The 20,648-nt window shown below is 45.1% G+C and carries 22 protein-coding genes and 1 tRNA gene; 16 read left to right on the top strand and 7 right to left on the bottom strand.

The features are described from left to right. Positions 1 to 20: 20 nt before the first annotated feature. The 6 genes from AAH944_RS08225 (at position 21) to trxA (ending at position 6,388) form a co-directional block, all read left to right on the top strand. Positions 21 to 650, top strand: a complete 630-nt coding sequence (locus AAH944_RS08225) for an MBL fold metallo-hydrolase (protein ID WP_415534211.1) — start codon at positions 21 to 23, stop codon at positions 648 to 650. Beyond that, positions 650 to 2,278: a coproporphyrinogen dehydrogenase HemZ gene (gene hemZ, locus AAH944_RS08220; protein WP_415534209.1), complete on the top strand. Its 1,629-nt coding sequence runs from the start codon at positions 650 to 652 to the stop codon at positions 2,276 to 2,278. The genes AAH944_RS08225 and hemZ overlap by 1 nt, the downstream gene beginning before the upstream one ends. A 119-nt stretch (positions 2,279 to 2,397) precedes the next feature. Continuing rightward, the gene (gene hisS, locus AAH944_RS08215) at positions 2,398 to 3,669 is read left to right on the top strand and encodes a histidine--tRNA ligase (RefSeq protein ID WP_415534207.1); all 1,272 of its coding nucleotides are present in this window, start codon (positions 2,398 to 2,400) and stop codon (positions 3,667 to 3,669) included. A gap of 10 nt (positions 3,670 to 3,679) precedes the next feature. Continuing rightward, positions 3,680 to 5,467, top strand: coding sequence for an aspartate--tRNA ligase (gene aspS, locus AAH944_RS08210; RefSeq protein ID WP_415534205.1), 1,788 nt, complete (start codon positions 3,680 to 3,682; stop codon positions 5,465 to 5,467). 256 nt (positions 5,468 to 5,723) lie between these two features. Continuing rightward, the gene (locus tag AAH944_RS08205; protein ID WP_415534203.1) at positions 5,724 to 5,999 is read left to right on the top strand and encodes a metal-sensitive transcriptional regulator; all 276 of its coding nucleotides are present in this window, start codon (positions 5,724 to 5,726) and stop codon (positions 5,997 to 5,999) included. A 59-nt stretch (positions 6,000 to 6,058) separates the two neighbouring features. Then, entirely contained in the window at positions 6,059 to 6,388 is a 330-nt protein-coding gene (trxA, locus tag AAH944_RS08200) for a thioredoxin (protein WP_415534201.1), read from the top strand. Positions 6,389 to 6,616: 228 nt separating this feature from the next. Here the strand turns inward: trxA and AAH944_RS08195 are convergent, their stop codons facing one another. Further along, positions 6,617 to 7,129: a flavin reductase family protein gene (locus tag AAH944_RS08195; RefSeq protein WP_415534194.1), complete on the bottom strand. Its 513-nt coding sequence runs from the start codon at positions 7,127 to 7,129 to the stop codon at positions 6,617 to 6,619. Positions 7,130 to 7,187: 58 nt separating this feature from the next. Continuing rightward, positions 7,188 to 7,466, bottom strand: a complete 279-nt coding sequence (locus AAH944_RS08190; RefSeq protein WP_415534192.1) for a hypothetical protein — start codon at positions 7,464 to 7,466, stop codon at positions 7,188 to 7,190. A 73-nt stretch (positions 7,467 to 7,539) separates the two neighbouring features. Between AAH944_RS08190 and AAH944_RS08185 the strand changes: the two genes are divergently transcribed. Next, the gene (locus AAH944_RS08185) at positions 7,540 to 8,970 is read left to right on the top strand and encodes a hypothetical protein (protein WP_415534190.1); all 1,431 of its coding nucleotides are present in this window, start codon (positions 7,540 to 7,542) and stop codon (positions 8,968 to 8,970) included. Next, entirely contained in the window at positions 8,967 to 9,269 is a 303-nt protein-coding gene (locus tag AAH944_RS08180) for an EscU/YscU/HrcU family type III secretion system export apparatus switch protein (RefSeq protein ID WP_015042899.1), read from the top strand. The genes AAH944_RS08185 and AAH944_RS08180 overlap by 4 nt, the downstream gene beginning before the upstream one ends. Here the strand turns inward: AAH944_RS08180 and AAH944_RS08175 are convergent. Further along, positions 9,266 to 9,580 carry a hypothetical protein gene (locus AAH944_RS08175; protein ID WP_415534188.1) on the bottom strand — a complete coding sequence of 105 codons (315 nt, stop codon included), beginning with the start codon at positions 9,578 to 9,580 and terminating at the stop codon, positions 9,266 to 9,268. The two genes, AAH944_RS08180 and AAH944_RS08175, sit on opposite strands and share 4 nt — an antisense overlap. A gap of 142 nt (positions 9,581 to 9,722) precedes the next feature. Here AAH944_RS08175 and AAH944_RS08170 point away from each other — a divergent pair, with 142 nt between their 5' ends. The 6 genes from AAH944_RS08170 (at position 9,723) to tmk (ending at position 15,560) form a co-directional block, all read left to right on the top strand. Beyond that, positions 9,723 to 12,440, top strand: a complete 2,718-nt coding sequence (locus tag AAH944_RS08170) for an ATP-dependent DNA helicase (RefSeq protein WP_415534186.1) — start codon at positions 9,723 to 9,725, stop codon at positions 12,438 to 12,440. A gap of 87 nt (positions 12,441 to 12,527) precedes the next feature. Next, positions 12,528 to 12,875 carry a hypothetical protein gene (locus AAH944_RS08165; RefSeq protein WP_015042896.1) on the top strand — a complete coding sequence of 116 codons (348 nt, stop codon included), beginning with the start codon at positions 12,528 to 12,530 and terminating at the stop codon, positions 12,873 to 12,875. A 193-nt stretch (positions 12,876 to 13,068) separates the two neighbouring features. Continuing rightward, positions 13,069 to 13,488 (top strand): hypothetical protein, encoded by a 420-nt coding sequence (locus tag AAH944_RS08160; protein ID WP_415534184.1) that lies wholly within the window; start codon positions 13,069 to 13,071, stop codon positions 13,486 to 13,488. Between the two features lie 74 nt (positions 13,489 to 13,562). Beyond that, positions 13,563 to 13,751, top strand: coding sequence for a ferredoxin (locus AAH944_RS08155; RefSeq protein WP_015042893.1), 189 nt, complete (start codon positions 13,563 to 13,565; stop codon positions 13,749 to 13,751). Between the two features lie 291 nt (positions 13,752 to 14,042). Further along, complete coding sequence (spo0A, locus tag AAH944_RS08150; RefSeq protein WP_415534182.1) at positions 14,043 to 14,837, top strand: sporulation transcription factor Spo0A; 795 nt, start codon at positions 14,043 to 14,045, stop codon at positions 14,835 to 14,837. A 102-nt stretch (positions 14,838 to 14,939) separates the two neighbouring features. Further along, a complete protein-coding gene (tmk, locus tag AAH944_RS08145; protein ID WP_415534180.1) occupies positions 14,940 to 15,560 on the top strand; it encodes a dTMP kinase in 621 nt (206 codons plus the stop codon). A 107-nt stretch (positions 15,561 to 15,667) separates the two neighbouring features. Here the strand turns inward: tmk and AAH944_RS08140 are convergent, their stop codons facing one another. Next, positions 15,668 to 16,204, bottom strand: a complete 537-nt coding sequence (locus tag AAH944_RS08140; RefSeq protein WP_415534178.1) for a hypothetical protein — start codon at positions 16,202 to 16,204, stop codon at positions 15,668 to 15,670. Positions 16,205 to 16,336: 132 nt separating this feature from the next. Continuing rightward, a tRNA-Arg gene (locus tag AAH944_RS08135) sits at positions 16,337 to 16,412 on the bottom strand. A 132-nt stretch (positions 16,413 to 16,544) separates the two neighbouring features. Here AAH944_RS08135 and AAH944_RS08130 point away from each other — a divergent pair. Further along, positions 16,545 to 17,402, top strand: a complete 858-nt coding sequence (locus AAH944_RS08130) for a YitT family protein (protein ID WP_415534176.1) — start codon at positions 16,545 to 16,547, stop codon at positions 17,400 to 17,402. A gap of 584 nt (positions 17,403 to 17,986) precedes the next feature. Here the strand turns inward: AAH944_RS08130 and pdaB are convergent. Continuing rightward, positions 17,987 to 18,751: a polysaccharide deacetylase family sporulation protein PdaB gene (pdaB, locus tag AAH944_RS08125; RefSeq protein WP_415534174.1), complete on the bottom strand. Its 765-nt coding sequence runs from the start codon at positions 18,749 to 18,751 to the stop codon at positions 17,987 to 17,989. Positions 18,752 to 18,893: 142 nt separating this feature from the next. Continuing rightward, positions 18,894 to 19,145 (bottom strand): hypothetical protein, encoded by a 252-nt coding sequence (locus tag AAH944_RS08120; protein ID WP_415534172.1) that lies wholly within the window; start codon positions 19,143 to 19,145, stop codon positions 18,894 to 18,896. Positions 19,146 to 19,339: 194 nt separating this feature from the next. Between AAH944_RS08120 and AAH944_RS08115 the strand changes: the two genes are divergently transcribed. Next, positions 19,340 to 20,620: a tetratricopeptide repeat protein gene (locus AAH944_RS08115; RefSeq protein ID WP_415534170.1), complete on the top strand. Its 1,281-nt coding sequence runs from the start codon at positions 19,340 to 19,342 to the stop codon at positions 20,618 to 20,620. The last annotated feature ends 28 nt before the right edge of the window (positions 20,621 to 20,648 follow it).

The following is a 20,648-nucleotide window of genomic DNA, read 5'->3' as shown; positions in this document are numbered from 1 at the left end:
TTTAGAGGTGGCGATATAGCGTGATTGAAAGAATAATTACGCCTGTCTTGGGTGTGAACTGCTACGTGCTGGCTTGTGACAAGACCAAAAAGGCTGCAATCATCGATCCCGGATCGGGCAGTGCGATGATCAAGGATTTGCTGAGGAGGCATAACCTCGAGGTTGAACGGATCATCTTGACGCACGGACATTATGACCATATCGGGGCAGCTGAAGAATTGAGAAAAACGCTGCATGCTGAAGTCGCCGTCCACAGGGAGGATGCAGGGATGCTGACGGATCCTCAGAAAAACCTTTCCAGAATGTTCAGCAGGGACTACGTCATGTCTCCGGCTGAAATACTGTTGGAAGACGGTCAGGAATTCTTTATTGGTGAAGTTGAAATAAAAGTTATCCATACACCGGGACATACACCGGGCGGCATCTGCCTGCTGACGGACGGTGTGCTGTTCAGCGGGGACACGCTCTTTGACTGCTCCATCGGCAGAGCGGATTTTCCAGGGGGGGATTTTCATAAACTGCTCAGCAGCATCCATGATAAGCTGATGATTTTGGACGACCAAATCCTGGTCTATCCCGGACATGAATCCTTTACATCCATTGGCCGGGAAAGGGTCAGAAATCCATATATCAGTGGAGACCTGGCCTGATGGAGGAAAGTATTCTTCTTTGCAGTTCCACAATCGATCCGAAAATGCTGGCCAGCTGCTCACAAATTATAGCAGCTTTTTTTCCGGGTAAAAAGTTTAGAACAGGCAGAAATCTCATGCCAGGAGAGTTATCTTCCGACGTACTACCGGATGACATGCGATCAGCCGCCGTTCGATCGGATGCTGGAATAATACGGTGTGCCACTGATAATGGACGGTCTGATGCTGAAGGTTTTTGCATGGACATCGAATCCGTGAATACTGTCTCGGGAAAGGTTTATGAAATCTGCCTAACCGACAGAACGACCGGAAAAAAATATGCGAAGACAGTGCAGACGGGATCAGCGGATGATTTCTACAGACTGAAGCTTCCCGGCAAAGAACCGCTGTCCCAGATCATTTTAAAGAGAGGATTATGTACATTTTTATCCGAATATACCGGAAAAAAGCTTCCGTGGGGAAGTCTGACCGGGATACGGCCTGGTAAAATCATTGGCAAAATGACCGATCTCGGATATGACGAAGAACAAAAGAATAAAGTCTTGCGAGAACTTTACCTCGTTGACCAGGAAAAGGTGAGCCTGCTTCACCAGATCGAACAGGTTCAGCAGCCTTTCCGTCAAATGATGAAAGAAGCCGAGCATTTTGCCGGCGTTTATCTTGCGATACCCTTTTGTCCGTCCCGCTGTTTCTACTGCTCGTTTCCGTCCAATACCCTGACCGGTAAACAAACCGGACAGCTTTGCCGCTATCTGGAAGCTCTGAAGAAGGAAGTCAAACTAACCGGGGAAATGATGCGGGGACTGGGTATGAAGGCCGACAGCCTTTATATCGGCGGTGGTACACCGACGGTGCTAAGCGCCGCCGACCTGCAGATGCTGCTGGAAACCATCCGTGACGGGATTCCACAGGCTGAGCGGTGTGAATATTCTGTTGAGGCCGGTAGACCAGATACAATTGATCATACAAAACTGACAGTCATGAAGAATTTTGGGGTGAACCGGATAAGTATTAACCCTCAGACCATGCAGGAGGCAACGCTGCCCGTGATTGGACGCAGGCATACGGCCGCCGATATCCGGGAATGTTTTCTTCTAGCCAGAGATATTTCCGACTGGGTGATCAATATGGATTTGATCCTTGGACTGCCGGGTGAAGGATCTGAGGAAGTCCTGGACAGTGTGGAAAAAGTACTGGCTTTGCAACCGGATAACATTACTGTCCATGCCCTGGCGCTGAAACGAGGTTCTGCGGCCTGGGAAAACCATTCAGCTTCAAACCGCGAAGAGTCTATAGACTGGCAGGATATTCAGCGCGAAGTCCATCGCAGGATTCAACAGCGCGGATATATTCCGTATTATCTGTACCGACAAAAGTATATTGCCGGTAACCTTGAGAATATCGGCTATGCCCTTCAGGGCAAAGAATGCCGCTATAATATCGCGGTGATCGAAGAGCAGCAAAACATCATTGGTCTTGGCGCAGGCAGCGTCAGCAAAATACGGAAGAAGGGTTCCGGCCATGAGAATATCTATCATCCGCTGGACCTGCAGTGTTATGAGGACCAACTGATGCAGGTCCACCAAAAAATAAAGCAATCATTAACAGATTTTTTGCCTGTTTTATGAAAAAATACAGGAATCCTGATGAGACTGAAGGATAATTGTGTTATAATAGATAAGCTTATTTTTTAGATTGGACACGCCGGATGATTCGGCGATCTACCGTTGTGCAGGAGGAAATGATCATGTCGATTCAACGGCCGAAAGGTACACAGGATATCATTCCGGGTACCGTAGAAAAGTGGCAGTTTCTCGAAGAACAAATCCGGAAGATTTGTTCCGAGTATGGATATAAAGAAATCAGGACACCGGTTTTTGAAGCGACCGAACTTTTTCAGCGCGGCGTCGGAGAGACAACGGATATTGTCAATAAAGAAATGTATACCTTTATGGATAAAGGGCAGAGATCCATCACGCTGCGTCCGGAAGGGACGGCTTCCGTCTGCAGGGCGTATACCGAGGACAAGCTTTATGCGCTGCAGCAGCCAGTCAAAATGTATTACCTCGGACCGATGTTCCGCTATGAGAAGTCCCAAGCCGGACGCTTCCGGCAATTCCACCAGTTCGGAGCAGAGGTGCTCGGTGGAGAGGATCCGCTTGTCGATGCCGAAATCATCTGTCTGATCTGGGATTTTTTTGGCAGAATCGGCCTTAAGGGACTCGTCGTTGAGATCAATTCCGTGGGTTGTCCGACGTGCCGGGCTGAGCACAGGATTAGGCTGCAGGAGTTTCTGCAGGAACGCAAGGATGATCTTTGTCCGGATTGCCAAAACCGCTTTACCAAAAATCCGATGCGGATTTTAGACTGTAAGAACAGTTCCTGTCAAAAGCTGACGGAGAATGCTCCGACGACCCTGGATACGCTCTGTGTAGACTGTGCGGAACATTTCGCGAAGATTCAGGAATATTTAAAAATCGCTGGGGTTGCGTATCAGATTAATCCCAGAATGGTTCGCGGGCTGGATTATTATCAAAAAACGGCCTTTGAAATCACGGCTGAAGGTATCGGCGCCCAGAACGCGATTTGCGGAGGCGGGCGTTATGACGGACTTGTCCAGGAAATTGGCGGGCCGGCCACACCGGGAATTGGTTTTGCCATGGGACTGGAACGTATCCTGAGCGTCATGGAAAAGCAGAATGTTGAGATGATGCCTGAGGTTGAAGCGCCGGTCGTGATTGCAGCTCTGGGTGAGGCGGCCAGACAGGAAGGGTTCAGGCTTTTAGGTGATCTTCGGCAGGCCGGGCTGCCGGCAGTTATGGACCTTCTTGGAAAAGGACTTAAAGGTCAGCTTAAATATGCAGACAGGGAACAGGCCCGCTATGTATTAATATTGGGTGACGATGAACTGTCCCAAAAAATGGTGATTGTCCGCGATATGCGGCTGGGAGATCAACAGGAAATCCCGCTGGATCAAATCAAAGCTTTTTTGTTGAATCATACGAAATGCGAAATGTAAAAGTAGGAGGATGTCCATGTTAGCAGAAAGAATCGAAGCGGGTACGCTGAACAGGAAAAACGCAGGTAAAAAAGTCAAATTGTTGGGTTGGATTCAAACCAGAAGAGACCATGGAGGCGTCATTTTTGTTGATTTGCGCGACAGGTCCGGCATTGTCCAGATTGTCTTCAATCCGGATATGCCTGCAAACGCTTTTAATCAGGCTGAGAAGCTCCGCTCGGAGTATGTGATAAAGGCTGAAGGTCTCGTCCGGGTGAGACCTGAAGGTTCAGAAAATCCGAATATGGTTACCGGAGAAATTGAAGTTGTGATCGAAAACCTGGAAATACTCAATAAAGCGAAAACTCCGCCTTTCTATATCCAGGACAATGTGGATGTCGATGAAAGTGTCAGGCTGAAACACCGCTATCTCGATCTCCGCCGGACCGAAATGCAGAACATCTTTAAGATCAGACACAGGGTCACGAAAATCATGCGTGATTTTCTGGACAGTGAGGGATTCCTGGAAATTGAAACGCCGATTTTAGCTAAGTCAACGCCGGAAGGGGCCAGAGACTATCTCGTGCCCAGCCGCGTGAATCAGGGAACATTTTATGGGCTGCCCCAATCACCGCAGATCTTTAAACAGTTGTTGATGGTCGCTGGCATGGAAAAATATTTTCAGATCGCCCGCTGTTTCCGCGATGAAGACTTGCGCGCGGACCGCCAGCCGGAATTTACCCAGCTCGATTTGGAGATGTCCTTTATTGAGATTGAAGACCTTCTGCCGATGATGGAGAACCTGATTGCCAAGATATTCAGGGAAGTCAAAGGTATTGAGATTACGCTTCCCATTCCGCGGCTGACCTATCAGGAGGCGATGGAACGCTATGGTTCGGACAAACCGGATACCCGCTTTGTCATGGAACTGATTGACGTGGCTCCGGTTGTCAAAGATTCCGGATTTAAAGTATTTGCCGACGTTATCGCGAAGGGAGGCAGGGTTAAGGGGATCTGCGCCAAAGGCTGTGCCGGCATGCCGCGGAGAGAAATTGACGCGCTAACCAAATTTGTCAGCATTTACGGCGCGAAAGGACTTGCCTACATCGTGATGGATCCCGAAGGAATGAAATCACCGATTCTGAAGTTCTTCACCGAACAGGAAATTAACGCGCTGTTGGCCGCGATGGGAGCAGAAACCGGAGATATCCTATTCTTCGTTGCCGATAAGGAATCCGTCGTTCATAATGCGCTTGGAAACTTAAGACTAGAGCTGGCCAAACGAATGGAGCTTATTCGGGAAGATGTGATTAACTGTCTTTGGGTTACGGAATTCCCGCTCTTTGAATATGATGAAGAAGAAAAACGCTATGTGGCGATTCACCATATGTTTACCAGTCCGATGAATGAAGATATTGCCCTCCTGGATTCCGATCCGCTGAAGGTAAGAGCAAAGGCTTATGACATGGTCCTGAACGGAATGGAACTCGGTGGAGGAAGCATCCGGATTCACCAAAGGGATGTTCAGGAAAAAATCTTTGACCTGATTGGTTTGAGCAGTGAAGAGGCTAAAGAAAAATTTGGCTATTTGCTTGAAGCGTTCGAATATGGCACACCGCCCCATGGGGGAATTGCGTTTGGGCTGGATAGAATTACGATGATTCTTTCCGGACGGGACAACATCCGCGATGTCATCGCATTTCCGAAGACCCAGAGTGCTTCATGTCTGCTGACTCAGGCGCCTTCACCGGTCGTGGACAGCCAACTCAAAGAGCTTCATATTAAACTGGACTTGAAAGCAAAACAGCCTTCTAATTAATCATTCATCAATAATTCCCCATCAATTCAATTTAATTCATCTTATCTCATTAATAGAACTTTCGATAAGGGCTTTGCCGGTTTATTATTCATAAAAAACAGGCATAATATATTTCATATCCGGCAAAGTGTATGCAATATCTTGAATATCCTGAGATATACCGAAATATCCTGCAAAGCCTCTTGACAGAATAACCAGACTGACCATATAATAATCTTGGAGAATACCCCTGTGGGGTATAGAGGCAAGGGGTAAGATGGAACCAAAGAAAAAAAGTGGGCCGGGAAACGATATCATGATCCGATTGAAACGGATTGAGGGACAGGTCAAAGGATTGCAGCGTATGCTTGATGAAGAAAAATGCTGTTCTGATATTCTGGTTCAAGTTGCGGCAGTCAAGGCAGCAATCAATAAAGTTGGCATTATGATTTTTGAAGAGCACTCCAGAACCTGCTTGAAAGATGCGCTCGAAACGGAAAATGATAAAGCCCTGGATGATCTGATTGTTCTGTTGAACCGGTTTGTCCATTAATCTTGCGGACAAACAAAAGTCTTTTTCTATGGTGACGTTAAGAAACGGAGGGATTTAAGATGGCAGGTGTTAATGTCAAAACATTTACTGCTGAGAATTGGCAGAGTGACGTACTCAGTTCAAGCCAGCTGGTATTGGTCGATTTTTGGGCTGCCTGGTGCGGACCTTGCAGAATGATAGCTCCTGTGGTGGAAGAACTGGCAGATGAATATGCCGGAAAAGTAACCGTCGGCAAATTAAACGTCGATGAGCAGGGGGAAATCTCCCAGAAATACGGCGTAATGAGTATCCCGACACTGCTGCTGATTAAAAACGGTGAAATCGTTGATAAGATCGTCGGCTTCAGAGGAAAAACGGATCTGGTTAAAGCCATTGAAGCGAAGATGTAAGCAAATCAATCTTAAAATCGTATGATGTAAGACGCCAATGTAATGTGCATCCCAAATGTTGGACAAAAAAATCAACATTTGGAGGTGCACTTTTCTATGGCAAAATATTCTTATGAACAACGTCTGGAAGCAGTAATGAAAGTAACCGAAAAACACATGTCATTTTTTTCTAGTATTTCATGTAGCACGGTTCGAAATGCAATATTAAAGCGTCTCATGGAGTTAAACTTAATTTTTAGCATAGCACTGGATGATTTCACCAACGTAAACACGGTGATAATCATCCTGCTTATAGTTACTTTCAATCGCAGGATCAAGAAAATGGGTTGGGTCTAAATCCTGATAATAGAGCTTTTTACATTCCATAACCAGTCTAGCTTCCTTAAAATAGACGGATCCAAACGGGCTTTCAATGGGTGTAATCCCTGTAGCGGAAGCTTTATCCACATCTCTTCCGGAATTCGCTCCGCAGAAAGATAAAGCCTTTCGATAGTCTTCTTCAAAAAACGAAAGCGTAAAAGTATCGTTTTCTTCCATAAACTGATAGGTATAACGCGAAGGCCGGACAAAACAGAAGCATACTTTTTTATTCCACAGGACACCGAATCCTCCCCAACTGGCTGTCATCATATTATACTTTTCCATATTTCCCGCTGTGATCAGCATCCAGTCCTTTCCGACCAGCTTAAAGGGGTTATCCGTTAACTGCTCAGGTTTCACTAGCTTAAATTCGTTATTCATCACAATATCTCCTATAATATTTATTTTTGTCTTATTATCCAAATAAGACGTTGGTAACCTACAATTTTCTTAATGCATCCAACCGTTTATTCCGGAAATAAAGGCCCGTATCAACTGCGATCAGGCAAAAATTCAGGATATATAGTATAATGACATAATCAAACGAATAAATCATCTTGTGTAGGATGCCGGATAAATAGCCGATAAGTAATACAACCAGGAAAAACAGACTTTTTCCATTCGCTGTTCTGGCTTTGTAGGACGAGTAGATCGAAAAAGGCCAGGCCGAACCAAAACATAGCAGCATAATCGTTTCAAAAATACTCAACACAATCATTCCTTTAATTCTAGACTACGATAATTTTTGTTATCATTTTATTATGGTAGATTTTTCTGCGAGGGAGTCTCTAATGATCATAAACAATATCCAGAGTATTGGCAAGATTTCTCCTTTGATAGATTTTACACAATTGAAAACCGGACAGCTTCTTCCGGTGGAAATTATCAGCAGAAATGGGAATCAGGAGGGGCTGATCTCCATTGCCGGGCAAAAAATTAAAGCCCAGCTGGAACCGCAGTTTCTGGAAGGTGAAAGATTTCTGGCGGTTGTCAAAGAGGTCAATACGGAAGGCGTTGTTTTGAGCCGGGTTAGTCAGAGCACCGGCCAGTTGAGCAGCTTGTCTGCGGAACAACTGTCTTCAATGATAACCAAAGGATTTGGCCTTTCAGCCGAGGAAGCGGACTTTCTGGTCAACAGCATGGTCAATCAGAACACGGCAGCAGGCAGCAAGAGTGCTCCGCCTGAAATACTATACCAGGCCGCTGATAAGCTGTGGACGATTTTGCGGGAAGGAAAAAACCAGGGTAATTTATTAAGCAAGACAGCTTTCGGAACAGCGCCGCAGGAGACAAATGCCGGCGCAGGGCGGGTATCCAGCCAGGCAGCCGGACAAGCTCTTCGGTTGACCTCGGAGCAGATCACAACGATTCTAAACAGGGGAATCAACCTGACTCCTGAGATCTCCGTCATCCTGGCAAAATATCTGAATCAGCAAAACAGCGGTGTTCTTAAAACGATGCTAGCGGATCAGAATGCTGCAAATCAGAACTTAACAAATCAAAGTTCAACGAGTCAAAGTCCAGTAGATCAGAAATCTCCGCTCAGTACGCTTGCAGACCTGCTCTGGAAGATCATCCCGAAGTGGGAGGATACCAGTGGCGAGCAGTTTGAAAATATCCTGCATTATTTCAAAAGCCTCGGTCTTGAGCACGAGAATCAGCTGCTGCTCAAATTAAAGAATCATGCCGGTCAGGAAGCAGAACAAACGGAAAATGTAAAAACAATGCTCTTAAACGCGCTGGCTGAAGATTCTGCCTCTCCGGAAAGAAGCGCGCTGAAGGGTTTTCTGGATGAGATTACCGGACAGCAGATCTGGATCCAGACCGGGAATAAAGAAAATGCCGCCTATTTGTTTATGCATATCCCGCTGCAGAATAACAGTGAAATCTATGATTGTTCGCTTGCAGTGGAGAGTTCCCGCAAAGGCCATAAAGTGGATATTGAACACTGCCATCTGGCGCTGCAGGTCGAGACGGAACATCTTGACCAGCTCGGAGCCGACCTTACGCTTTACGACAACAAACTGCATATCTGCCTCTTAAACGATCATCCCGAGGAGTTGAATCCGCTCATTGAAGATCTCTATGATCAAATCAAGCAGAACTTCGCGGATATTGGCTTATCTTTAGAAAAACTATCGCTGAAGACCTACGATGAATTCCCCCAGTTTGCGCATTTCCTGGCCGGAAAAAACTTTTCAGGGGTGGATATCAAAGGATGAAAAGGGAAAGTCCAAATAGTAAAAAACAAAATATGAAAAAAGCTGCTGCCCTGGCCTATGATCATGTTGGTGCTCCGAGGATTGTCGCCAAAGGGGAAGGGCATATGGCCCAAAAAATAATCGAATTGGCTGAAGAGCAGGGCATTCCGGTCCAAAATGACGACACCCTTGTAGAAGCCTTGATGCAGGTAGAGATGTCCAAGGAAATACCGCCTGAGCTCTATCAGGCGGTTGCTGAAGTACTGGCTTTTATTTATCGCTTGGATAAAATGAAGGGGACGAAGAAGGATACGCCTTAAACTGATTTTGGTTTAGTCCTTTTATTCAAATGCCTCTGGGCAAATATTTCAGCCACGCGTTCATTGCTGCCCAGCACAAGTCCATGCAGACGCCATTCCCGGAAAGTATGCCAGAATTTTTCTTCGGAGATACTGACCGTATACTTTTCGGATTCCTCGTCATACGGCCAAAAAACATCGATCCAGAGCTTCCCCTTATTGGTCAAAAATAAAATAAAGTGATGCAGTTCCGTATTCGCTGAGGCGAGATCCCTGATCAGGATGTGAGAGCGGCCGTCGGGGAAATCCGTTCGCAAATAGATTGGCTTCATCCTTTTCCTCCTGAAATTCGTATGATTTGATTGATTTGGCACCAATCAAGTTTTCTTTATGATCTTCTCTGTATTTAGTTTATTAGGAATGTTATGATTTATTGTTAAGTGCGTATATTTTTTTTGAAGGGAGCTTGGCTGATTGAATCAGGCTTGTGTAATCCTATCTCTAATACGTCCGGGTACTCCCTCAGAACGTGGGTACCTGGCAGCTCTGCGCTTGGGAAAAGGGGTATTCCCAAAGTATCTGGTATTTTCGTTCCAGGGCGAAGGTGAAGCCCCAAGCAGAATGGAGCAGCATAAAAAAAGTCTTGAAGATTTTACCCATGATGCCCTTATATTCGTTTATGAGCATAAGAAAATCCTGCCGGATTTGAAAAAATATTTTGAAATTAATCTGAACCAGAACGTGATTGAGGTTCAGGAACTTGCGGCAGTGTTTTTCCCGGCAGTCAGCCAGCAAAGTTTAGAGGAAATAACCGATAAACTTAAGACAAAGAAACATCACATGTTTATATCTACGGCCCAGAAAAGAGTCCGGCTGACCCATGACCTGCTTCTGCAGTGCTGGGAAAAGGGGCTGAAGGCTGATCTGGGCTTCTTGAGCAAGCTGGAAGAATATACAAAAGGCCTTTCTTGTCAGCCTGTACTAACCGAATTGAAAAAAGAAATCGTGCGGACGTATCCGGACAGACCCATCCGTACTGCACCTTATCAGGGAGAGACGGCCCAAAATCTTTTTAGCCCCGGTCCGGATGATTTGACTGAAATTCCTGATTCGCCGGCTTGGGCTGTGCAGTGTTTCGGCCAGGACGGCTTACTCGCCAGCAATATTCCAGGGTTTGAAAACAGAGAGATTCAAACCATCATGGCTGCTGAGATCCTGAAAGGGTTTACCGAAGCAACAGATGTTGTGATTGAAGCCGGTACAGGAACAGGGAAAACGCTTGCCTATCTGATTCCGGCACTCTGGTGGTCCAAAAGGCATCAGCAGAAGGTGATTGTTGCGACCCACACCATCACTTTGCAGGAGCAGCTCTTCAGCAAAGATCTTCCGCTGCTGCAGAGAATCCTGCCTTTTCCATTTGAAACAGCACTGCTTAAGGGTAAAAGCAATTATTTGTGTCTGAAATGCCTTTATCAGGAATCGCTGTTTACGGATGATACAACCTATGATGAACAACTCCGGCAGGCCGCATTCTTTTCCTGGGCTTCTGAAACGAAAACCGGGGATTTTGGAGAATTGCCGAATAATCAAAACTTCCTTCCGATTTACCGGAAATTTGGCGCGGATAATCCAGCCTGTCAACCTGGAGAGTGTTCTTTTACTTCACGTTGTTACCTTTATAATGCCAGGAAGAGAGCCGAGGCTGCTGATGTTCTTGTGATTAATCACTCCTTGCTCCTTGCCGATATCAAAACGAATTATAAGATTCTGCCGGAATGCAGCAATCTTATCATCGATGAGGCGCATAATATTTACCAGACTGCGCTCAAACAACTTGGATTTGAAATTTGCCTCGAACAGATGCTAAGGCTGACGGACAGCATCTATGGCGGGAAAGGCAATCTATTCGCTTATCTGAAAAGGAATCATGCTGTTTGGGCAGAGGTCTTTCCTGCCTTCAACTGGACCTATTTCAAAAGCAATCTTGAAGAGATTCCGGATCGCTGCAGGGCGGCTGCAGATCAGGCCCAGGAACTTTTCAGCATGCTGCAAAGCGTGCTCGGACGACAGTTCAGTCTTCGCTTAGACCCAGAGAAGATCGGCGAAGATATCCTGCAGATGATCCTGCTGGCCTCGGAAAATCTGATCATCAGGTTCAAAGGCATTGTGGAGGTGCTGGATAGAATTAATGCCTTTCTGGCTCTTGAAAGTGAGCAGCTGGAAGAAACCAGATATGAGATTAGCAGAATAAAAAGTGATATTGCCCAAATCGTTGACGGATTTGGCAAGATCGTTAGTAAAAGAGAGGAGGAACGTGTAACCTATCTCGAAAAAAGCAACACAGTCTATTTGAAAAACACGCTGATCAATGTTGCTCCGATATTAAATAAAAAAATATTCAGTAAAAATAATTGTACGATTTTAACTTCAGCCACCTTAAGTGTCGGTGAGGATTTTACGTATTTGACCAGGGATATCGGGGTAGAGCACTATATCAGCCTGAAGCTGGACTCACCGTTTGATTATGAGAAACAAATGATTTTCTGTGTTGTCAATGATTTATCTGTGAATCTACCGGAGGATAACCTCGCAGAAAAGACTGCTTCATTTATTGGGAGAATTGCCGAAGAGATGGATGGAGGCACACTGGTATTATTTACTTCCCACCGATATTTGCAGCGGGTATACCACTTGTTGGGGAATGAAGAATGCTGCCGGCACCTGAATGTACTGGCCCAGGGGATTGACGGCGCCAGGGAAGACCTTCTGCAGAAGTTTATGCAGAACAACAGCAGTGTCCTGCTTGGAACGAACAGCTTTTGGGAAGGCATCGATCTTCCCGGGGACATGCTGCGCTGTGTGATCATGGTCAGACTGCCGTTTTGGCCGCCGGATACGCCCATTCTGGAAGCGAAGGCCCGCCTGTTGGAAAGTCAGGGACTTGATCCGTTTTATGCGTTAAATTTGCCTGAAGCAATTATCCGCTTCAAGCAGGGTTTTGGACGTTTGATTCGAACGAGAGAGGATAAAGGCGTCGTGATTGTTCTGGATGACCGGATTATCAAAAAAAGGTATGGCCGATATTTTCTGCAGGCCCTGCCGATTACTTCTTTCTATCAGGGAAGTTCGGAGCGCGTCCTCCAAAAGGTTTCATCGGTTCAGGTACCCGTAACCGGCAATTCAAGAGCGTAAAGACGAGAATATTCAGGAACTGATTTCACCCCTCATCTAACCTGTGCATATAGTAAGGCACAGGTTATTTTTTGAGGAGGAATGGAAATGGTTCAGCCGGTAGATTGGTCCAATGTTGGCGTCAGGATCGTCCAGGGATTTTATACCACCATTGATGCCGTACGGCAGCTCGATACGCAGGAAGCTGCACTTGTCATGAAACTGTTGGGAAAATCCTGTACGAAGATGATGAAAGACGGTGTCGGACATCAATTTGGAATTGCCATGATTGAAACAAGTGAAAAGTTGGCGCTAACAGATAAACTGACCTTTGAAGATGTTTTGAAAATGCTGACGTCAATCGTAGGAAAACTTTATTTCACGGCAAAAACTGCGGAGGAAATCGAACTAGTCAAACAGCTTGAAGATGCTGTCAAAAATTACCACGTCGTATAAAATCAGTCTGCCGCATAAATTATTCTCAAGACAGCAGTGCTGGAAGGAGGAAAAATCCTATGAAAATGTACTATATCAAGCTGCCTCAGTCCGTACTTAATCTTCTGAAAAAAATCTTCAACAAATAATTGCCGGGTGTCATGAATTTCCAATTTCCCTCCTATATTATAGTAAAAGGTTTAGGAGGGAAATTATGTTATTGAACCGTCATTTTTTTATACTTGTCTGCAGTATTTTTTTTATTGGCGTCATTGTATGGTGGCAGAATCCGAATACTGCAGTTTCAGCAATAGCCAATGGGCAAAGTTATGCAAATCCGAAGGCAGTGATTGAAGATTATTGGGAAAAGCTTGATTACAGGCAATTTGATCTTGCTTCGGCTCTGGCATCAGGACAGGCCGAAGCTACGAATAGCACACTGCAGCAGATGTTTCAGGATAATCCATTTTTAAGTGTTCAAAACGTGGAGATTCAAAACACTTCTGCGCAAAATAGTTATTTGGTTGAAATTACGACGGGGTCATCCATTGATCAAAGAAAAGTACTTACATACCAGATTATAGTAGAACAACAAGACGATGGTCTGAAAATCGTAGAGATGAGTCCCGAATAGAAAATTTGCATATCTTTAATCACCTTGGGAACAATACAATCGACGATTGACAAAAATAATTTGGGGTGAACATCATGATTGCTTATGTAGAAAAAGAAGCCTGTATCGGATGTGGAGCATGTCCTGCAATTTGCCCGGACATTTTTGAAATGGATGATGACGGATTGGCTGTAACGCGTCAGGAACAGGTTCCGGAGACTCTTGAAGAATCAGCGCAGGAAGCAGCCGACGGTTGTCCGACGGAAGCAATTATCATCAGCTGAAACATCATGCAGATACGGTAACTCGTCAGAACAAGACAAAACTTTAATATTTACACTGAAATTCTCTTGAAGTTCGGGATAATATGTAGGACGAAAAATAAATTGGCTTATTTTAACGAAAAAAAATAATTCTCAAATATCGTTTTTTGCAGATGGGACAGGCCTTTGTAATAAATGCCAAAATTAGAAAGTGTTCCTTATTTTTTAAGAATTCGACATCTCCGCTGATTTATAATGATACTACCGGAAAAACGAACCGGGAAAAATATGATAAAGCGGGGAAATGTAGAGATGTCAAAAAAGGTAAAGATTATTGTAGCCGAGGATAATCGAAATCTATGTCAGATCCTTCAGGATTATATTTCAAAGGATGATAGCTTTGAGCTTGCTGGCGTAGCCTACAATGGACTTGAAGCTTGGGATTTGATTCAAAAACATGACCCGGATCTCGTCATTATGGATCTTGTGATGCCGAATCTTGATGGTTTGGAAGTCCTGGAAAGAATCAATGCTAGAACATCAGTCAGGAAACCCAAAGTCATATTATTAACGGCTTTCGGGCATGAAACACTGACGCATCAGGCCATGGTCATGGGGGTTGATTATTTTATCCTGAAACCATTTGATCTGGAAATTCTGGGAAAACGCATCAGGACGCTGACGCAGGATCTGGAAATCACAAATCCACCGCTGCTGCAGACTTGTTCCTCTGTTGCGTCGGTCGGAAGAGGGGTCAATATCAACGTAGAAGTAACGACAATGATGCACCAGCTCGGTATTCCGGCTCATGTCAAAGGATATCAATATATCAGAGATGCAATACTCATGGTAATCGAAGATGTTTCTTTACTCGGGGCTGTAACCAAAGAACTGTACCCGGCAATTGCTAAGAAATACAATACGGCTCCCAGCAGGGTGGAAAGAGGCATCAGACATGCCATTGAGCTGGCCTGGGAACGCGGACATATGGAAACGCTGAAGCGGATCTTCGGATATTCGATGAACATAGAACGTCAAAAACCTACCAATTCTGAATTCATTGCACTGCTCGCTGATAAGCTTCGGGTGATGAGTAAGGTTGGATAAATGAACGAACGAACAGTCAGTGTATAAAGATGTCTCAGAGAGGAGGCATCTTTTTATTTGCGCTGAAATAGATTACAATGAATCCTGAAGGAGTTGAAGATCGTGCAGGTGAAAGGAAAGTTCATTGTGCTCGAAGGCATCGATGGATCAGGCAAAGGAACGCAGATTGAGCGTCTGAAGGTATATCTTGAAACAGTACGCGGAGTAAAAACCATTCTAACCAGAGAACCAAGCCAGGGTCCGCTCGGGACAACGATCCGCCAGGTACTTTCAGGCCGGATCAACGGCGTGAATGACAGCTGTCTGGCGTTGCTGTTTGCTGCCGACCGGCTTGATCACAACAACAATCTGGTCATTCCTGCCCTGGAGCAGGGAAACTATGTGATCTGTGACAGATATATATGGTCTTCGTTTGCGTATCAGGGAATGAAAAATGATGAATCCTGGATTGGAGAAATCAATCAATATGCGGTGAAACCGGACCTTACACTTTTCATAAAGGTAAGCCCGGAAACATCGCTCAAGAGAATAGCAGCAGGCAGATTCCAGACCGAAATATTTGAAAACAGCGAGACGCTGCAGCACGTTGCTGATAATTACCAAAAGCTGTACAAACAGTGGCAAAAAAATGGGGAACCGGTTGTTGAAATCAATGGGGAAAAGGAGCCGGAGCTGGTTCAGCAAGACATCATTGCGGCTTTCCGATTGTATTTTCCGGAGTAAGTGTTATTAAATTCTGAAAAGGACACAAAGTATAAGGAATGCCAGTCTCTTTGAGGCTGGCATATTAAATGTATATGGAATACTAAAAAATGAATTTTACGTTGTTGTTAATGAACGATTTTTGCAATTTTGGGAAGCCAGTTTCTTTGGAGCATCAGCTGCTCCAGCCGGTAAGCCCAATCAAATCCCATGTTCAGCTCCTTGCGGAGACGATTCCCAATTTCCAGGTGATAGCTTTGATTAATGGCTGTCAATAAGGCCATTTGGCTGGAACTGTTCATTTCCAGCAGCAGCAACGCAATTTCCATATCACTGAAGTGCAAGTGGTCTGGTATATCCTGGTATTTTTCCAGGGACCGTTCGGGAAACTGTATGGTTGGCAGCTTGACGTCCTCGGATTGTAAAAAATCTTCACTCATTTCGACAGTTCTTTCTACCAGTGCATCGCGTGCATCTTTAAGCAGTACTCTGAGCTCCGGATCTTCGGCATGATTATACAGGGTGGTAATAATTGAGGCTTGAAAACGACCCATCAAGACAATCTGATACTGCAAACCCGCCTCAATATAATTAGCAGGTTCGTGATCAATTATATTTTGAACAATAGAATTGCTCTTGGCGGTCGCTTTTTCTAGAATATTCATCGTTAAATCCTCCTTTTTATATAGTAGGTTTAACGATTTATCTGTTTTTATGCTTGAAAACAATAAAATGCCGTAAAATATATATGATACTAAAAAAACACTGCAAGCACTTGCAATGTCTATTTTTTCTAATGGTGCGCCCGGTTGGATTCGAACCAACGACCTGCGGCCTCGGAAACCGTCACTCTATCCCCTGAGCTACGAGCGCAATAAAACTGCTACATTACTTTACTAAATAGAATTCTTTTTGTCAAGAATAATGTTAAAGAGAGATGTTGAAGAGAGCTTAGAGCAAATTGTCGGAGAAAGCTTGGATGACTAGATTAATTTGAGGTAAAACATGAACCTGAAAAAAATACCATGGCATTTTCTCAAAAGATTTTTTGGAATCATTATAGGCGCAGTGATTGTAGCTGTCAGCATTAATACATTGATCCTGCCCAACCAGATTGCTGACGGCGGAGTCACAGGAATCGCGATTCTGCTGCATTATCTGTTTCAATGGAATATAAGCATTCTGGTGGCCCTTCTGAATATTCCGTTATTCATTGTCGGCTACAAGTCAGTCGGCAGACAGCTGTTTTATTGGAGTATCCTGGGCGTAGGGACATTATCTGCTGCTCTGAAGTTTACAGATGTTTTGGCTCCGATAACAACAGATACGCTGCTGGCCTCTATTTTCGGGGGCGTTATATCCGGTATCGGGATGGGCATCATCTTTCGCTGTCGCGGCTCATTAGGCGGTACCGATATCCTGGCGATCGTGTTGAATAAAAGAATCCAATTTAGTGTCGGGCAGATCATCTTAATACTCGATGCGGTTGTCTTTATCGGAGCTGCACTGATCTTTAGCCCGGAAATGGCCATGTATGCAATGATTTATATGTTTATCGCTACCAAAGTGATCGATCTCGTCCAGGTCGGGTTGGACTATTCCAAGAGCGTTATGGTCGTCACAGAAAAGCCGGACGAGATTGCTGAGGATATCATCAATATTGTCGGCAGAGGCGTAACGTATCTTCAGGCCGAAGGGGCTTATTCACGTTTTCAAAAAAGAGTGGTCTACAGTATCGTAAATAGAGCACAGCTGACCCAGGTCAAAGAAATTGTCCACAAATATGACCCGGACGCTTTTGTGGCCATCGGCGATGTTTCAGAGGTCGTCGGCGAAGGGTTCCAGAGCTGGAAAGGGCATTAATAGATCGATTCGTACATCCCGTTTTCGAATAAAGGTAGATCTTAGTTTACTCGGATTAGTCTCCATAATGGATGGCCGCTTTCGGCTGTTGTGCCATCCGTGGCACGTCGCTCCTTGCCATCCATGGCATCGCGACATTAGGCCATCCGTGGCCGTCAAAAAGCCGTGCTGCGCAATCCATGCTCCGCTTGGCGCCGGCCATCCATTACGGAGACCTAATCTGGAGTCATGGAAGTGTCTTTTGGAGCTAGCATCAATTTCGGATCGTTATTCTAGTAAAACGTTCTTAAAATAGCCCGCTCAAATAATGGGCTATATTATTGCATGCAGACCTGCTTGAATAATCCTATGATCAGTCTGGGGGCCACAGATACTCCTAATAATCCTATGATTAGTCTGCGTGCCAGAGTTCCGCGACGAGCGAAGCCTGGATAGCGCAGCGCGGTCTTTTGTGTCAGGAGGACACAACGGCCGAAAGCGGTATTGTGGCACGCAGACTAGCCCTAACATACTAGTCTTGTAATGTAAAGAGGGTTATGTCGACAGATTTAGCGAGTAAATTGAGAACGCGATACAAGTGCTCATTACAGGCTCGAACCAGGCGGCCAGCTCTCTTGGGCATTGCTGAGCAGCTTGCCGACCGTCACAATTTCATAGTTCTTCTCTTTGAGCATTTTCAGAACAGTGGGGAGTGCCTCAGGCGTATCTGGTGCGGAATCAGAAGCATGGAAAAGGATAATGTCGCCAGGGGAGGCTCCTTTATTTTTGGAGCGTCCGTTCATCACATAATTGACGATGGCGTCGGCTCCGGGTCTTTTCCAATCCAGGGAATCAACGCTCCATTGAATGACTTTGTAGCCCCTCTCGTTTGCAACCGAGATGACCTGGTTGTCATAGGCCCCGTTCGGAGCGCGCAGCAGGTTGATTTTCTGGTCGCTTAAACGTTCCAGGACTTCTTTGGAAGTATCGAGCTCTTTCATGAGGGCATCAGCTGTCAAGGTGTTTAAATCAACATGACGCCGCCCATGGGAACCAATTTCGTGGCCATCCGCGGCAATGTGCTTGACTAGCTCCGGTTTTGTTTCGGCCCACGGAGATGAAAGAAAGAAAGTGGCCTTGATATTTTCTTTTTTTAGGATATCCAAAATCGGCTGCACATTTTCTTCGCCCCAGCTGATATCAAAAGTAAGCGCAACCTGCTTTGTTTCGGTCTTGACGGAGTAAATCGGCTTAGAATTTCCGGTAACAACGGATACAACCTGTTCTTTGTTTACGGCCAAAACCGCAATCAGCATCAGGATCACAGTCCCCACCGCCAGCTTTTTTCTGTTCACCACAAAGACGCTCATTGTTTATCCCCCCTTAGAACCATGCTTATTCCGGGGAGCCGTAAATCATGTTAAATATTAAAAGGAGGTGTCGATAAAGACGCCTCCTTTCAGCATTTAAAGTTTAAATGTCTGGTATGATCCACCGTATATCGCGGTGGCATTATTTTGGCCAGCGAACCCCAAAAATGATTTCCAGCAGATCGATCTTGAAAATGATTCTGAGGAGCAGGTGTAATACCAATAAAGAAATGAAAACGACCACGGCAACCTTGATAATCCAAAAGCCGATACTCAGGATGATGCCGAGCAGCGGTTTTAAAACCAGGTAGGCCAGATAAAGGCAGAGCATGAAAATCAGGACTTTGGCGATGATCCAGAGAATATTTTTTGAAGATGGGCTTTTTGTGCTCATTACAATCCCTCCTGCAGGATGATTTACTTCATTGTTTTCAAGAGCAAAAACATTCATAGCGCCGGTTTGCTCCCTTAGATTCAGTATAGCATATTATAGACCAAATGAAGTTGCCCCAACTCATATATTGTAAAGAAAATTCAGGTATTGTGAAGAAAATTCACATATTTTGAAGAAAATTCAGGAGGGATACCATGGAGACCACACTGGAAGTATGGAGGAAGTATCTGGAAAATGGAATCAAATGCTTGGGTGACGGAAACACTGAAGAAGCTGAAAAAAGTCTGCAGATAAGCCTTATCGAGGCTGAAACACTGGAAATACCGGTGATTATTGCTTTTTCCCAGCGCTTGCTCGCAGCGGTCCAGGTAAAAAATAACAAATTGAATGATGCCGAAGCCGGATTCCGAAGGGCACTGGCCTGCTGCAAACAGCTGCATAACAATAAGGGGATTGCTGAAGCCAGGGCCGGATTGGCCAGCGTTTATTTCAGCCAGGGGAAGAATGCCAAAGCCATTTATTTATATAAGCAGGCTATCAGGGACTATCCGAGAGAAGCATCATCCCCGCGTTTAGCGGCCTTGTACTCCGATCTGGGCCAGGTTTATATAAAAATTAAAGAGTGGCAGGCTGCAGAAGAGACTTTTCTGCATGCCGAGAATCTCTGCCGGAAACATGGTTATCTGAGTGGGGAGGCAGAGCTCAGCCTCTGTTTGGGAGAAATGTATTACAGTCAGGGGCAGAGAATTGCGGCGCAGGAAAGATTTTATCATGCCGCGAAGATCTATGCCAGGTTAGGCGAACAGGTTTCTCTGGCTAATGCGCTGCAATATATCGCCTTCTTGTACTTTGAAAAAGACAGGCTGCCGGAAGCCCTGCTTTTGCAGCAGAGAGTTGTTGCGCTGTATTTGAAAAACGGCCGTGATCTTGAAGTCAGTGAAAGTTATTTCATGTTAAGTAATCTTCTTCAATGTTCGAAATTGTTGGATGAAGCAATCAGCAGCCTTGAGTTGTCCATTCAATACCATCAAGGAAGCGAATTCGGCTTTGCTGTGCGTTATTACAGTCTGGCCATCCTGTTGATTATGAAACAGGACTACTCGGAGGCGAAAAAACAGTATCTGGAAGCTCTGAAGTATTTCCAGTTCTTTGGTGACAGCTCCAAGATCGGCGAAATCAGCGAGGAATTAACATATCTTATCCGCTATGAGGATACTTTGTTTCAGGAGAATCTGTACAAACTGCTCGGCAAAAGGTTTTATGACGAGCCGGAACTGCCGAAAGGAGAAGCGATGTTAAAGCTTGCCAATCTTTTGATGAAGAAAGGTAAAAATATGGAAGCGCTGCGCTGCGGCTGGATCGCGCTGGTGTACGCCAGGTCGCTGCAGGATGAAACAAAAGAAATTGAGCTGCTGATTCAGGATTTGTCCCAGACTATCAGATATCAGAAAAAGACCTCCCGACTTTATCGGTAAAATCGTCTTAGAGCTTTCAGAATGTAAT

This window comes from Dehalobacter sp. CP (genome assembly GCF_047652685.1).
Lineage (GTDB): Bacteria > Bacillota > Desulfitobacteriia > Desulfitobacteriales > Syntrophobotulaceae > Dehalobacter.
The sequence above is the reverse complement of the archived record's forward strand: the minus strand, read 5'-3'. Positions and strand labels throughout refer to the sequence as shown.